The sequence below is a fragment of the Vibrio sp. 10N.261.54.A5 genome (assembly GCF_041471145.1).
GTDB lineage: Bacteria > Pseudomonadota > Gammaproteobacteria > Enterobacterales > Vibrionaceae > Vibrio > Vibrio crassostreae_C.
Genome location: NZ_JBFRNU010000034.1, coordinates 1 through 12,619 on the forward strand (window position 1 = coordinate 1; position 12,619 = coordinate 12,619).

Below are 12,619 nucleotides of genomic sequence, written 5' to 3' on the forward strand. Positions count from 1 at the left end.
AAGACTAAAAGCAGATTCGGGATTCGAGTGGCGGGATGCGAAAAGACTAAACGCAGTTGCGGGATACCCGTGACTAGTGAGAAAAGATAAAAAAGATGCGAGTAAGTGGCTCTTCGTATCACTCATCTCGCATCTCGTATCTATCCGTTAGCCGATAACGCTAATCGGGATCTCAGCCAGTTGGTTGCCTTGGTTAGCAGGGTAAACGATGTATTCACCGTGATACTTCACCGCAGACTTATAGTCCGTGACTTTGTGAAGCATGAAACCCGCTTCCATCGCCGCCTGGATGAACTCGGCGTGGTTACCACGAACAAACCAGTTCATCGGCTTTACCATCAACTCACCGTCGAAAGAGTCGTCACACTGTTTGCCACACAAAGCAAAAGAGTGCTCGCCATCGGTGAAGAATTGAATCTTACCGCCAGTCGTTAGCTCATCTTCACTCGATACGCTCCAACCCATCTCGTACATTTTGTCCATAAACGCTTCAACATCACTGTCTTTTAGCGTTTTAGGCTCTTCGCCTTCAGGGAAAAAACGTCCGTAAAACGCAGAAATACGTTTAAAGGTAAAAGTTAAATCAGAGTTGTTGCCTTTTGAGCGACCCTGTTTCTGCCAGCGAACTAAGTCAGGCACAATCACGCGATCATAAGCTTGAGATTTAATCGCTTTTGTTACCCAACGAACAAGATAAAGGTTGTTCGCGATAGGTGCGTCGATCGCTTTACCAGACTTATGCAGAGCATACAGCTCGCCCAGCGCATCGTTCACTAACTTCTGAATTTCAATATAGTATTTTGACATTATGCCTTCTTTCCTAATGTCCAATATAGTAATGCTGACAGTATTGCACATGCTGCCATCATCATAGCCATTGGCCCTGCAGTGTCACTTGGTAGCATAGCAACAATTGCCCCCACTACAGAACCAGTACCAAATCTTAATGTGCCTGCAAGCGAAGAAGCTGTGCCGGCCATATTCGGGTATCCGCTTAAAAGCAGTGCCATTGAGTTACTACCAATGGTAGACAGTGTGCCGATAAACAGCATCACGAATGGCACAATACCCCACAAACCGATATCTAACATCCAACCGACTAACAGACCTAAGCCCGCAAACAGTTGAATGGTTAAACCGACTCTGAGCATAGCGTGAGAGCCCACTTTCTTAACGATTCGACCGTTGATGCTCGTCATCAAGATCATAGCAACAATATTCAAGCCGAACAGGTAGCCAAACAGATCAGGGCGAACGCCATAGATATCGATGTAAACGAATGAACCTGCCGTTAAGAACGCAAACATCCCTGAAAATGAGAATGCACCAGAGAAAATCAGGCCCATCGCCGTTGGGTTCTTACACAGTCGAGCATAGTTACGAATCGTTGTTTTAAAGCGCAATGGTTGTCGGTTTTCTGCAGGAAGCGTTTCTGGGATCTTCATCGATACCGCCAGAATCACGATCACCGCAAAAATAGCCAGAACCCAGAAAATTGAACGCCAACCGAACCACAACGCTAAGTAACCGCCAATCATCGGAGCAACCAATGGCGCAACTGTCATCACCAAAGTAACGAAAGACATGGTTCTTGCGAAATCTTCACGATCGAACATATCTCTTACCACCGCTTGGATGATAACGGCCGCCGCAGCACCAGCAAAACCTTGAGCGGTACGGATGTAAGTCAGCGCTTCAATGCCATGAGTTGTCGCACTCACCATAGAAGCGATAGCAAACAAGAATACACCAATAAGCAGTACAGGCTTGCGACCATAGCTATCCGCCAACGGGCCATGTAACAACTGCCCCAGCGCGAAACCTGCGGTATAGGCTGTTAGCGTGATTTGTACCTCACCCGCCGTCACACCAAGATCTTTAGCAATGGTCGGCATCGCTGGCAGATACATATCAATGGCTAGCGGAGTAAGTGCACCAATCGCACCTAGAATCAAAAACAGCACTAAGCCTAATTGAGGTGTTTCTAGTTGGGAGCTTTGGCTCTGTGAGGTCGATGTTTGCATGGTTCTCCGAATGTTCAACTGATAGAGCTAGGGACTAGCGTGAGTACGCGAGTCAAAGATTGGCTGAGACTTTCCTAGTACCAGTCAACATCATCAGCCGACGCTATCCATGGTCGGCTTTACAACGAAAGGGCTATTTCCAGCAAAAGTGGTCTCTTGTTAAGAACAATTTCTTGTTAAGAGCAACTTCTAGCTAAGGACTACTTCCAGATTGAATCGACTTCTTCTTGCGTTAGGTAACGGTATTCACCTAACTCTAAAGATTCGTCCATCTCAATTTCGCCAATACGTTCACGGTGTAGTGCTTCTACCTTGTTACCAAGAGCAGCAAACATACGTTTAACTTGGTGGTATTTGCCTTCGTGAATCGTTAGCAGCACTTCACGCTCTGCACGAACTTCTAGGTGTGCAGGAAGTGTTAGGCCATCTTCGCTCTTAAGCTGGATGCCCTCTTTGAATTTTTCAACGTAATCGTCTTCAACAGGTTCAACCAACCACACACGGTACGTCTTCTCGCACTTGTGCTTTGGCGAAGTGATACGGTGAGACCACTTACCATCGTCTGTAATCAACACAAGACCTGTTGTATCAATATCTAGACGACCAGCAAAGTGCAGCTTGTCCATTTTGATTTCATCAAGTAATTCAAAGGCGATACGATTTGCGCCATCTTCATGCGAACAAACAAAGCCTTCTGGCTTATAAAGCATGATGTAACGTGGGCCGTGAACATTCAGTTCATTGCCTTGCCATTCCACAACGCACTCTTCAGTTACCTTGAGCGAACCGCTTTTTTGAATGACATCATTTACTGTCACTGCCTTGGATTTTAATAAGTGTGTTGCTTCTCTTCGAGTGACGCCTAACGCATCGCACAGAAATTTATCTAAACGCATGAATACCTCAACTAATCTAAGTCGGGTATTATAGTCACCTTTGCTCAATTAGTTGAGCTATTTCACACTATTTGTTTTCTACCCTACAAGACGCGATATGTATACACTCCGCCCGTACCAAGCTGATTCTGTAAAATCAGTGATTCATTACTTCAGAAAACACCAAACACCGGCTGTTCTTGTGTTGCCTACAGGCGCTGGAAAAAGCCTTGTGATTGCAGAGCTAGCAAGGCTTGCGAAAGGTCGAGTGCTGGTACTCGCTCACGTTAAAGAGCTGGTCGAACAAAACCATGAAAAGTATGAAGGTTATGGGCTAAAAGGCTCAATTTTCTCTGCGGGTTTAGGGCGAAAAGAGACAGACCAACAAGTGGTGTTTGCTTCGGTTCAATCTGTGGTTCGCAACCTCGATTCATTCTCTAACCAATTTTCACTGTTGGTTATCGACGAATGCCACCGTGTTCCCGATGAAAAGACCAGTAGCTACCAAAAAGTGATCACTCACTTGCGCGAGAATAATTCGGGCATCAAGGTGCTTGGACTGACCGCGACCCCCTATCGTCTTGGTATGGGTTGGCTTTATCAGTATCACACGCGTGGACAAGTACGCTCTGAAGAGCCTAGGTTTTTCAGAGATTGTATTTTCGAGTTGCCGATTCGCTACTTGTTGGACGAAGGCTTTCTAACACCAGCACGCATGATCGATGCGCCAGTATTAAGCTATGACTTCTCACAGCTAAAACCTGCAAGTACAGGCCGCTACAAAGAAGCCGAACTCGATATGGTGATCGAACAATCTAAACGAGCGACCCCACAAATTGTCGACCAGATCATTGAACTGGCCAAAGACAAGTTAGGGATCATGGTATTTGCTGCCACTGTTAGACACGCACAAGAGATCCTTGGCTTACTGCCTGAAGGTGAATCGTCAATCGTAATCGGCGACACACCAACTCTCGAACGTGACCAAATCATCAGTGACTTCAAAGAACGTAAAATCAAGTTCTTGGTTAACGTATCGGTATTAACCACAGGTTTTGATGCCCCTCATGTGGATTTGATCGCGATTTTGCGCCCGACAGAGTCCATCAGTTTGTATCAACAAATCGTTGGCCGTGGCTTACGCTTATCGCCGGGTAAAAAAGAGTGTTTAGTGCTCGACTATGCAGGCAACAGTTACGATCTTTACCAACCTGAAGTGGGCGACCCTAAACCCGACTCAGACAGTGAAATCATCACCATCCCCTGCCCTGCATGCGGCTTCAACAATAACTTCTGGGGCAAGCTAGACAGCAATGGCTTCTTGCTAGAGCACTTTGGCCGTAAATGCCAAGGCTACTTTACCGATGAAGACACGGGCGAACGCGAACACTGTAATTATCGCTTCCGAGCCAAATACTGCGGTGAATGTGGCGCTGACAACGACATTGCCGCGCGGATTTGTCATGAGTGTGATGCAACCTTGGTCGACCCAGATAAAAAACTGAAAGAAGCACTGAACTTAAAAGATGCGTTGGTGTTTGAGTGTTTAGAGATGGACTTGAACGTTCTTAAAGACGATAAAGGAAAATCGCAGCTTAAAGTCACTTACCTTGGAGAAAACCAAGCTCAAGTGCATGAATTTTGGTCACTAACCACCAAGAAACAGAAGCAGAACTTTAAGGATCAGTTTGTTCGCCCTCACCTTGCCGACAGACACCGCCCTTTTGAGGAAGCTTCACCAACGAAAGTGGTTGCTCACCAACATAGATTCCGCCCACCGCAATTCGTGATTGCACGTAAAGTCGGGCGTTTTTGGAAAATGAGAGACAAGATATTCGAAGACGAGCTTCAGCAACGTTAACATCTCATTTTTTGAGAACCTAAATCTCATTATTCATCAGGTTCACTTTCTGTTCAGAATTACTTTTTTATACTGAACGCTATCAACCTTCTCTAGGATTCGCTATGTTTAGTAAAGTTATGATTTCTATGTTTTCTTTAAGCTTAGGCTTATGTGTCGCCGCTAGTGCGTGGGCTGACTCAGATCATAACGGTCATGATCTTGTGCAAGATGTCCATAAAGCGGGAACCCGTATCGAATTTGAAGAAGATCAAGACGAAGTCTACGAAGCCGTACGCGAAGGCTATATTCGCCCTTTCTCAGAAATGTATGCGGCCGTTGAGAACGATCTTCATGGCAGAATCATTAAAGTAGAGCTAGAAGAAGATGACGACATTTGGGTGTATGAACTAAAAATCAATTACCAAAACAACATCATCAAAGTCGAATACAACGCAGAGACGTTAGAAATGCTCATGATTAAAGGACGAAACTTTAAAGACGCAATTAAGCACGGTGAATAAGTAAGAGCCGCAACTTTACATTGATCACGACGAGCAATTAAGCACAACGAACAGTCATTACAAGAATTAAGAAGAACAATTATGAAAATTTTAGTCGTTGAAGACGAACCTCGCTTGGGCCAACAAATTCTAGAAACCCTTGAGGGAGCCGACTGGGTTCCAGAGCTTTCTCAAGACGGTATCGACGCACTCTACCGTGCAACATCAGAAGAGTGGGATGCTATTGTTCTCGATTTAGGTCTACCTAAGCTGGACGGCCTAACCGTATTAAAAGGCATTCGAGACGAAAACATTAACACGCCAGTGATTATCTTAAGTGCGCGTGACACGCTGACCCAACGTGTAGAAGGCTTGAATGCAGGCGCTGATGACTACCTAACTAAACCATTCGAAATGGTCGAGCTGATAGCCCGCATTCGAGCTCAACTACGCCGAGCGTCAGGCAGTGCTGCTCCTATACTTCAAATTGGTGATTTAAGCCTAGACACACGCAGCTCAAAAGTGTTGTGGCAAGGTCAAGCGGTTAGCCTCACGGCGCTAGAATATAAAGTTGTCGCGTACTTCATGCATAACCAAAACAAAGTTATCTCGCGCACTGAGTTGGTTGAGCACATCTACAAGCAAGACTTCGACCGCGACTCAAACACGGTTGAAGTGTTCATCGGTCGTATTCGTAAGAAAATCGCACCAAAGATCATCAAAACCGTTCGTGGCCTTGGCTACCAACTGAATGCTGAATAATGCTGTATTTAATTAAGCTAAGAGCAATCTCCAATTAGTGGACAGCCTGTGCTGATCGTTGTTGTTCTCATAGCAAGATGAGCAAAGACAGGCTGGTAACGTATGAATCTAAAAAAACGAACACTTAAAAACGTCAGTCTAAAAAGCCGCTTGCTCCTCGCCGCGGCTTTTTGGCTAGGTGCGATGATATTAGCGGCTGGTGTCGGGATTCCGAAACTGGTTAACGACTACCTCGTCGATGACATGAAGCAGCAGCTTGGCTTAACCATGGATGAGTTAACCGCCAATATCGAAACCAATGACAGTGGTAACCTGATCATGGCAGAGCGTCTGTCTGATCCTAGGTTCAACCAGCCCTACAGTGGTATTTATTGGCGCGCCGCTACCCAAGAGCAGATCATTCGATCTCGCTCGCTATGGGATAAAGACCTCACCATCAAGCGTTCACCGATTCACACATCAGTCAAAGGGCCAGAGAAAGAAAAGCTGATTTACATCGAGCAAGATATCTACCTGCCTGAACTGAGCGACCCTGTCACGATCACCATTGGTATTGATGAAGATCCATTAGAATCCACACTGACAGAGCTTACTGGTCAAGTCTGGTTGATCCTAATGTTGCTGTTTGTTGGCGTGCTGATGTTGATCGGTATTCAAGTCAGTTGGTCGTTATTACCGCTCAGCAAGATGCAACGCGAACTGGTAATGCTAAGAAACGGCGAGCAACAAGGGTTAAGCGATAACTACCCGAAAGAGGTTTCTCCATTAGTCTCTGACCTCAATGCCCTGCTCTTTCACTATCAAGAGTTATTAGAACGAGCTCGTAACCACGCGGGTAACTTATCTCATGCGTTGAAAACACCGCTTTCAGTTCTAAAAAATGAGATAGAGCGACTTCCAGAGGATGACAAGGCACTGCTGCAACAGCCCATTCATCAGATTCAAAGCCAAATTGATTATCACCTTGGCCGCGCTCGTATGGCAGGTGCAATGAACATTCTTTCGGTGAAGTCTTCACCTTGTGAGCGTGTCGAAGCTATCTCAATGGCGTTTGATAAAGTCTACGCTGCCAATGAAGTCACCATGATTAACGAGCTAGACTCTGAGATTGAAGTGGCAGTAGAAAAAACCGACCTTGATGAAATGGTCGGCAACCTACTCGAGAACAGTTACAAGTGGGCGGGCAGCATTATTCGCGTCCATGCAAATGAACTCGACGATGGCAACATAGAGTTGGTGATTGAAGATGATGGCCAAGGCATTCCTGAAGAGAAGCTTGAGCAAGTGACCAAACGCGGCGTTCGACTTGATGAAACCACACCAGGAACAGGCTTAGGGCTTAATATCGTAAATGAAATGGCACACAGTTACCGAGGCAGCCTAACGCTCAGTAAGAGCTCAATGGGCGGCTTAAAAGCTTCTCTGGTGCTTAAAATAAGTAAAGGCTGAACAAGCTAAGTAAAAGTTAAACACAATAAGCCCTAACGTAATGCTAGGGCTTAATTCTATCGACCTTATATACAACTCTATATATCGTTCACAGCAACATCCAAAGTTTGTGAATTATCACTAAGGGTCGTTGCTCCAATCGTTAATACCCGGCCATCAGTGTAATAGTCATGATCATCATTGATCACTTCCACCGTTGCTAATGGGTACTTGTCTAACTCGATGTCTGGTAGTAACGTCCGTATCTGATTAGCGAGCCGATCTCGCTCTTCATCAACATTAGGGTCAATGTTATGAAGGACGGTCACAATGCCAGAGTAAGGGGTGACCTTAAGGCCATCATCATAGCTAATTGCACCTAACCACTGAGGTTGGTTAGTTTTAATATCAACACCTGCGCGCCACCAGCGAATATGGCTGCGCTTCATCAGGTTACCCGGCAATTGAAAAGCCATATCTTGCGGCTTGTCTCGCCAATATAAATCAGACACTGGCGGCGTTTTTTCTCTAAGCAATGCGAGATAACCAACCCATTCAATCTCATTTCGAGAGAAGGTTTGATTCTCTATCCAGCCTAATTGCTTCATTAAGTCTCTTGGGGTTGCTCCAACATAAATTACGTTGATCGCTTGCGCCGAGTAGAACGAAGATTTACCGGGGAACGCTTTATAGGTAACCGAGTTCCAGTCGACTTTGTTTATTTGAGCCGTCTCTGGTTGATTCTGAAAGTCATCCGCTTTCCAGAAAAAGTGAGCGTAGTTCGCAAACAATACCCACGCCAACAACAGCGCACTAGACTTAAGTACTAAGCATCGCCACTTCATTCGGTAACCGATAATGGTGAAGACTAATACCGCGAACACACCAACGATCAAGCTATTATGCTCCGAGATAAATATGTTAAGGCTATTAAGCCACGGGAAGTTTTCAACGCCGTGCGCCAGTAACATGCCCCAAGCAATGAACTGCCCTCCACCAAGGGCCAAACCGATAAACGCCAACACACTAAAATTACGCCACGGTACACGATGCGAGCCAGCTATAAATGGCACAACCCAAGCGATAGGCCCTAATAAACGAGCAAAAAGAATGATGTATGTGCCTTTGCGAGCAACCAGATAGCGGCAGCGCGCAATTAATCTTTTGGTTTTAGGGCGAAACTTAATGAGCCTTCGTTGCACCTTAACACCGTATTTATAACCAATGAAATAACTGAGTTGATCACCAAGCAAACCACCTAGCATCACCAAAACCAACGCCATCCATGCACCTGAATACAGTTGAAAGCCCGCTGCGATAAAGAACGGCTCTCCCGGTACAAATAGGTTTGGGCCAATGAGAGCATCACCCAATGCTCCCAGAAACAACCCTAGTCCATCAAACATAACAACCTCAACGCTTACTGTTCTTTGTAGTGACCAAACTTGTAGTTCATCTCGTTATTACGCATTTCTCCTTTAAAGAAGCGTCTTACATTGGCTTTAAGATAAGTAGAGCCTGTCTTCACAACGCCATCTTGGTCTAAGCGACGTGGGTCAAAACCAAAAGTCATATTTAGGAATCTAAATCGCCATGTTTTGCTCGCACGTTTTACGTAGTCACAATCTTCACACAGGACGATCTCTTCATCAAAACCGCCGATCTCATCATGCGCCCGTTTAGTCGAGAAAATACATGCGCCAATCGCCGTCGGGAAAAAGAACTGAGTAGTAAACAAGCCTGCGTTAAATAGCCCGTAACCAAACTTGTGTACAAGCGGCAAACCTTTCGAGCTCATGTACACACCCGCCACTTCAAGCTTCTTCTCTTCTAGTTCATAAAGCGCTTTCGCAAGGAAGTTTCGAGGCAAGCTCACGTCAGCATCTAAGAAAAGGATTCGGTTGTATTGCGCCAATGAAGCACCCGTGTTTCGGCCAAGGCTCACACCACGGTTTTCCATGTAATGCACCGTTAATTTTGGCAACGCGTTTTCATAAGCTTGCGCCACTTCTCTGGTGTTATCTTCACTGTTCGAGTCGACAACAATCACTTCAAACTCTTGGTGGGTTTGCACGCTCAACTCTTCCATTAAGCGGCTAATGCGTTTCTCTTCGTTTAGCGTAATTACGACAATGCTTACCGGTTTCATATTTTCACCTATTCATTCTGCTGTTTAATTAACACTAAGATTAACGAACTAAGACTTAACCAAGTCTTAGGCAAACATTCATTTTCCGTTCATTAACTTGATGATTTAGCAGTGATATAAATAGATAAGGATTGCGATGTAAAAGGGAGTAAAATGCGCTAAACAAGCGTTAGCGAACGTTTTATCTCCAAACGAACCCATTATCGAAGGAAATTCACTTTGAGATGGGCTTCTGACTTGCTCATATTGGAATGTGATGTTAGTATCCGCGCTCGCTTAAGCATGAACTTTTATGTTTAAGCATTACCACACACTCAAGGTCGCATTGAGGTGTGAAGTTAATTTTTACTAATTTGAGAGTAAAACTATGAAATTTGAAGCAGTAGTACGTACTGAACTAGGTAAAGGTGCGAGCCGCCGCCTACGTCACGCTGGTAAATTCCCAGCTGTAATCTACGGTGGCGAAGCTGAAGCTGTAGCTATCGAACTTGTTCACGCTGAAGTGATCAACCAAATGGATAAGCCTGAATTCTACGAAGCAATCACTCTACTGATTGACGGCGCAGAAGTTAAGGTTAAGCCACAAGACGTTCAACGTCACGCGTTCAAGCCAAAAGTTGAGCACATGGACTTCATCCGTATCTAATTCCCTACCAAGGAATAAGATTGGATTAATCCAGCCTTCTGCATAGAAAAGATAATCGATCTTACCAGTCGAGAAATCTAGAAATTCGAAACCCCGATGCTACCAACATCGGGGTTTCACCGTTTTTGAGCCCTCAAAAACGTCGAAAACATGTTATCGAATCCAAACTAAAGATACCTACCCACGCGCTCTACTTCTTTCAAAGCAATACCATCGGCTGCTATACCAACAGGAGCTGAACCTAGTGAATACCACTTAACATCATCAGCCTCTTGAGCGGTGATATCTCCTTCCCAGTCACTCACGATAAAATAATGAATCAACTGAAGTTCCTTCGTAGGATGGTAAAGCGAACACAAGTATTGGTAATCAATCGGAACAACATTAAGCTCTTCATCGATCTCACGAAAGAGTGTCTGAACCTGGTTTTCACCGTGTTCAATATGGCCGCCAGGTATAGTGATTAAGCCGGGATCGGTCTCCTTAGACTCACTACGCTTTTCTAGTAATACCTGCGATTCCTTCAGCATGATAAAAGAAACACACTCGTGGACATCCATCTAATTTTCCTAAAGCCGTTACAAAGGTAGTTAAGTTTGTTGTTCTAGCTTGTGTTAATGCTTAATTTACAACAAGCTTTTTACTCAGCCTTTCATACAATTCAAAAGCTTCTGTTTTAGATATCAAATTTCCGAGAGCGTATTGATGAGCTAGCTCAATATCGTCGCTTTGATTGGAGTAATAGCGCTTGGCGACTGCAGCACACTGGCTCAGGTTGGTGTACCAGCTGCCGTCTTGCTCAGCCACAAAGTAATACGCAACTCGAACCAACTTCTTTCCAATCACCTTAGCGACATCCGCATCAGTCATTGTTTTGAAACTCGAGGGCATTTGCTCAAGAAAAGTAGACAAGTCACCATTGAGAGCTTGAGCGATTTCAATGCTTGGTTTGTATAGTGGGAACTCATTAGATAAATCATTCCCCCAAACACAACAGCAGCAATGCTTGATCCAAAAGTGCCAGTGATACTTTTCCGTGGGTTGCAGAACATCCCGCAGGAAGCCAGGATCGATATCAAGCTTGGTCACTTGCGGATAGGTTTGGGGTATGGTGTCGGAAAGTAGGTTAAATACTTCCTTTTCTCTCTGACCAACAGGCGTAGCAAGTACGATAGAAACATCCAAATCAGAGCGACCAACAATGGCCGTTCCTCTAGGCACGCTTCCATACAAGTAGATACCATCAACTTGACCTGGAAGTTCTCTTAGCAGCGAATCAACGACTGCTGACACCACTTCTTGAAATTCAGGCGCAATGTTCTTTGGCGAATAAAGATTTTGAATGAACCCTTCTCTATCGAGCCCTCTATCTAGCTTCTGCATACCACTTTCCATCACTAAGCCTTTTTCCAATCAGAACGTAGAACCGCCAACACAACTGTATCCCACCATTGACCTTTGAAGAATCGATGATCTTTAAAACACGCTTCTTGTTTCATTCCTAGTGACTTACATAATTTAATGGCAGCCAAGTTCTTGCTGATGGTTTCGGCGTAGATGCGGTGTATGCCTAACTCTGAGAAACCAAAATCAGCGAGGGCTTCAGAAGCTTCTATAGAAAGCCCTTTTCCCTGAGTTTCCCTCGATAAAGCACAGCCCATTGAAGCTTGTTTATCGCGTTCAAGACGTAAACAAACAGTTCCAATAAACTTCCCCGAGTCTTTGCTTTCAACCGCTAATTGAAAAGACTGGCGTGGGACTTCCAAAGCCTGCGCAACAAACAACTGAGTTAGCTCTCGATATTTGTTAGGTTCGCAATCACTTTCATCATAGAAACGCTGATACTTAGCGTCTTGAGACATCGCAACAAAGGCACACTCGTCTTCGAGACTCATATCTCGAAGAATCAACCTGTCAGTTTCCAGCTTAAACATCAAAATTCCTTTTTATCTTATAGCCTTGAAGGGAAAAGTCGCGGAGGTGTTTACTCGTATACTTTCCCGTTATGCTTCAACCAACCATGAGTGTGATGATTACGAGGGTCTTTGTGCGTCCAGTGCATTACGCCACCTTTATTGTTCCATTCATATTCACCATAAAATTCAACTCGATCGCCCTTTGCCAGTCCCTGAACACGAGGCGCTAAGTCAATATTATGTGCGACTAACAAGGTTTGTCCGCTATCGAGTCGCAAAATGAATTTCTGATGTCGAGAGCCTTTATTATCATCAGGAAGTACTCGATACACCGTACCCGATCCGCGCACCTGAACGTCGCTTTGGTGATCTTCGTAAGCTTGCTTAAGTCGCGTATCATTCGCTTGAACATGACTGATGCCGAAGCTAAGCAGCACCAAAAGTAGAGCGCAAAATTGTTTCATTCCTTTCATTTC

General features: G+C 44.9%; 14 protein-coding genes. 5 read left to right on the plus strand and 9 right to left on the minus strand.

The window, feature by feature from the left end; genetic code table 11:
• Positions 1 to 147: 147 nt before the first annotated feature.
• The 3 genes from AB4329_RS10965 to rsuA all read right to left on the minus strand — a co-directional run bounded on the left by AB4329_RS10965 (position 148) and on the right by rsuA (position 2,920).
• Positions 148 to 807, minus strand: coding sequence for a DUF2913 family protein (locus AB4329_RS10965; protein WP_017060382.1), 660 nt, complete (start codon positions 805 to 807; stop codon positions 148 to 150).
• The gene (locus tag AB4329_RS10970; protein WP_017060381.1) at positions 807 to 2,024 is read right to left on the minus strand and encodes a Bcr/CflA family multidrug efflux MFS transporter; all 1,218 of its coding nucleotides are present in this window, start codon (positions 2,022 to 2,024) and stop codon (positions 807 to 809) included. Before AB4329_RS10970 ends, AB4329_RS10965 begins: the two co-directional genes overlap by 1 nt.
• Before the next feature lie 200 nt (positions 2,025 to 2,224).
• Complete coding sequence (gene rsuA / locus AB4329_RS10975) at positions 2,225 to 2,920, minus strand: 16S rRNA pseudouridine(516) synthase RsuA (RefSeq protein WP_017060380.1); 696 nt, start codon at positions 2,918 to 2,920, stop codon at positions 2,225 to 2,227.
• A gap of 97 nt (positions 2,921 to 3,017) precedes the next feature.
• Between rsuA and AB4329_RS10980 the strand changes: the two genes are divergently transcribed.
• The 4 genes from AB4329_RS10980 to AB4329_RS10995 all read left to right on the plus strand — a co-directional run bounded on the left by AB4329_RS10980 (position 3,018) and on the right by AB4329_RS10995 (position 7,453).
• Positions 3,018 to 4,760, plus strand: a complete 1,743-nt coding sequence (locus tag AB4329_RS10980) for a DEAD/DEAH box helicase (protein WP_372138298.1) — start codon at positions 3,018 to 3,020, stop codon at positions 4,758 to 4,760.
• A gap of 104 nt (positions 4,761 to 4,864) precedes the next feature.
• On the plus strand, positions 4,865 to 5,263 hold the full coding sequence (locus AB4329_RS10985) for a PepSY domain-containing protein (protein ID WP_004734667.1): 399 nt from the start codon (positions 4,865 to 4,867) through the stop codon (positions 5,261 to 5,263).
• 81 nt (positions 5,264 to 5,344) lie between these two features.
• Positions 5,345 to 6,004 carry a response regulator transcription factor gene (locus AB4329_RS10990; RefSeq protein ID WP_004734666.1) on the plus strand — a complete coding sequence of 220 codons (660 nt, stop codon included), beginning with the start codon at positions 5,345 to 5,347 and terminating at the stop codon, positions 6,002 to 6,004.
• A 102-nt stretch (positions 6,005 to 6,106) separates the two neighbouring features.
• Complete coding sequence (locus AB4329_RS10995; RefSeq protein ID WP_372138299.1) at positions 6,107 to 7,453, plus strand: ATP-binding protein; 1,347 nt, start codon at positions 6,107 to 6,109, stop codon at positions 7,451 to 7,453.
• Between the two features lie 77 nt (positions 7,454 to 7,530).
• Here the strand turns inward: AB4329_RS10995 and AB4329_RS11000 are convergent, their stop codons facing one another.
• A complete protein-coding gene (locus AB4329_RS11000) occupies positions 7,531 to 8,838 on the minus strand; it encodes an LssY C-terminal domain-containing protein (protein ID WP_372138301.1) in 1,308 nt (435 codons plus the stop codon).
• Between the two features lie 14 nt (positions 8,839 to 8,852).
• The gene (locus tag AB4329_RS11005; protein ID WP_372074195.1) at positions 8,853 to 9,581 is read right to left on the minus strand and encodes a glycosyltransferase family 2 protein; all 729 of its coding nucleotides are present in this window, start codon (positions 9,579 to 9,581) and stop codon (positions 8,853 to 8,855) included.
• Positions 9,582 to 9,948: 367 nt separating this feature from the next.
• Between AB4329_RS11005 and rplY the strand changes: the two genes are divergently transcribed.
• Positions 9,949 to 10,227, plus strand: coding sequence for a 50S ribosomal protein L25 (rplY, locus tag AB4329_RS11010; RefSeq protein WP_048658383.1), 279 nt, complete (start codon positions 9,949 to 9,951; stop codon positions 10,225 to 10,227).
• A 167-nt stretch (positions 10,228 to 10,394) separates the two neighbouring features.
• Here the strand turns inward: rplY and AB4329_RS11015 are convergent, their stop codons facing one another.
• The 4 genes from AB4329_RS11015 to AB4329_RS11030 form a co-directional block, all read right to left on the minus strand.
• Complete coding sequence (locus tag AB4329_RS11015) at positions 10,395 to 10,787, minus strand: NUDIX hydrolase (protein ID WP_372074193.1); 393 nt, start codon at positions 10,785 to 10,787, stop codon at positions 10,395 to 10,397.
• A gap of 61 nt (positions 10,788 to 10,848) precedes the next feature.
• The gene (locus tag AB4329_RS11020) at positions 10,849 to 11,610 is read right to left on the minus strand and encodes a nucleotidyltransferase domain-containing protein (protein WP_372074192.1); all 762 of its coding nucleotides are present in this window, start codon (positions 11,608 to 11,610) and stop codon (positions 10,849 to 10,851) included.
• Positions 11,611 to 11,624: 14 nt separating this feature from the next.
• On the minus strand, positions 11,625 to 12,161 hold the full coding sequence (locus AB4329_RS11025; RefSeq protein WP_372074190.1) for a GNAT family N-acetyltransferase: 537 nt from the start codon (positions 12,159 to 12,161) through the stop codon (positions 11,625 to 11,627).
• Between the two features lie 50 nt (positions 12,162 to 12,211).
• A complete protein-coding gene (locus tag AB4329_RS11030) occupies positions 12,212 to 12,607 on the minus strand; it encodes a DUF3465 domain-containing protein (RefSeq protein WP_372074188.1) in 396 nt (131 codons plus the stop codon).
• Positions 12,608 to 12,619 lie beyond the last annotated feature (12 nt).

Excerpts from the sequence above, each read along its gene's own strand:
- AB4329_RS10965 (WP_017060382.1), bottom strand. The coding sequence starts at position 807 with ATGTCAAAATACTATATTGAAATTCAGAAGTTAGTGAACGATGCGCTG.
- AB4329_RS10970 (WP_017060381.1), bottom strand. The coding sequence starts at position 2,024 with ATGCAAACATCGACCTCACAGAGCCAAAGCTCCCAACTAGAAACACCT.
- rsuA (WP_017060380.1), bottom strand. The coding sequence starts at position 2,920 with ATGCGTTTAGATAAATTTCTGTGCGATGCGTTAGGCGTCACTCGAAGA.
- AB4329_RS10980 (WP_372138298.1), top strand. The coding sequence starts at position 3,018 with ATGTATACACTCCGCCCGTACCAAGCTGATTCTGTAAAATCAGTGATT.
- AB4329_RS10985 (WP_004734667.1), top strand. The coding sequence starts at position 4,865 with ATGTTTAGTAAAGTTATGATTTCTATGTTTTCTTTAAGCTTAGGCTTA.
- AB4329_RS10990 (WP_004734666.1), top strand. The coding sequence starts at position 5,345 with ATGAAAATTTTAGTCGTTGAAGACGAACCTCGCTTGGGCCAACAAATT.
- AB4329_RS10995 (WP_372138299.1), top strand. The coding sequence starts at position 6,107 with ATGAATCTAAAAAAACGAACACTTAAAAACGTCAGTCTAAAAAGCCGC.
- AB4329_RS11000 (WP_372138301.1), bottom strand. The coding sequence starts at position 8,838 with ATGTTTGATGGACTAGGGTTGTTTCTGGGAGCATTGGGTGATGCTCTC.
- AB4329_RS11005 (WP_372074195.1), bottom strand. The coding sequence starts at position 9,581 with ATGAAACCGGTAAGCATTGTCGTAATTACGCTAAACGAAGAGAAACGC.
- rplY (WP_048658383.1), top strand. The coding sequence starts at position 9,949 with ATGAAATTTGAAGCAGTAGTACGTACTGAACTAGGTAAAGGTGCGAGC.
- AB4329_RS11015 (WP_372074193.1), bottom strand. The coding sequence starts at position 10,787 with ATGGATGTCCACGAGTGTGTTTCTTTTATCATGCTGAAGGAATCGCAG.
- AB4329_RS11020 (WP_372074192.1), bottom strand. The coding sequence starts at position 11,610 with ATGCAGAAGCTAGATAGAGGGCTCGATAGAGAAGGGTTCATTCAAAAT.
- AB4329_RS11025 (WP_372074190.1), bottom strand. The coding sequence starts at position 12,161 with ATGTTTAAGCTGGAAACTGACAGGTTGATTCTTCGAGATATGAGTCTC.
- AB4329_RS11030 (WP_372074188.1), bottom strand. The coding sequence starts at position 12,607 with ATGAAACAATTTTGCGCTCTACTTTTGGTGCTGCTTAGCTTCGGCATC.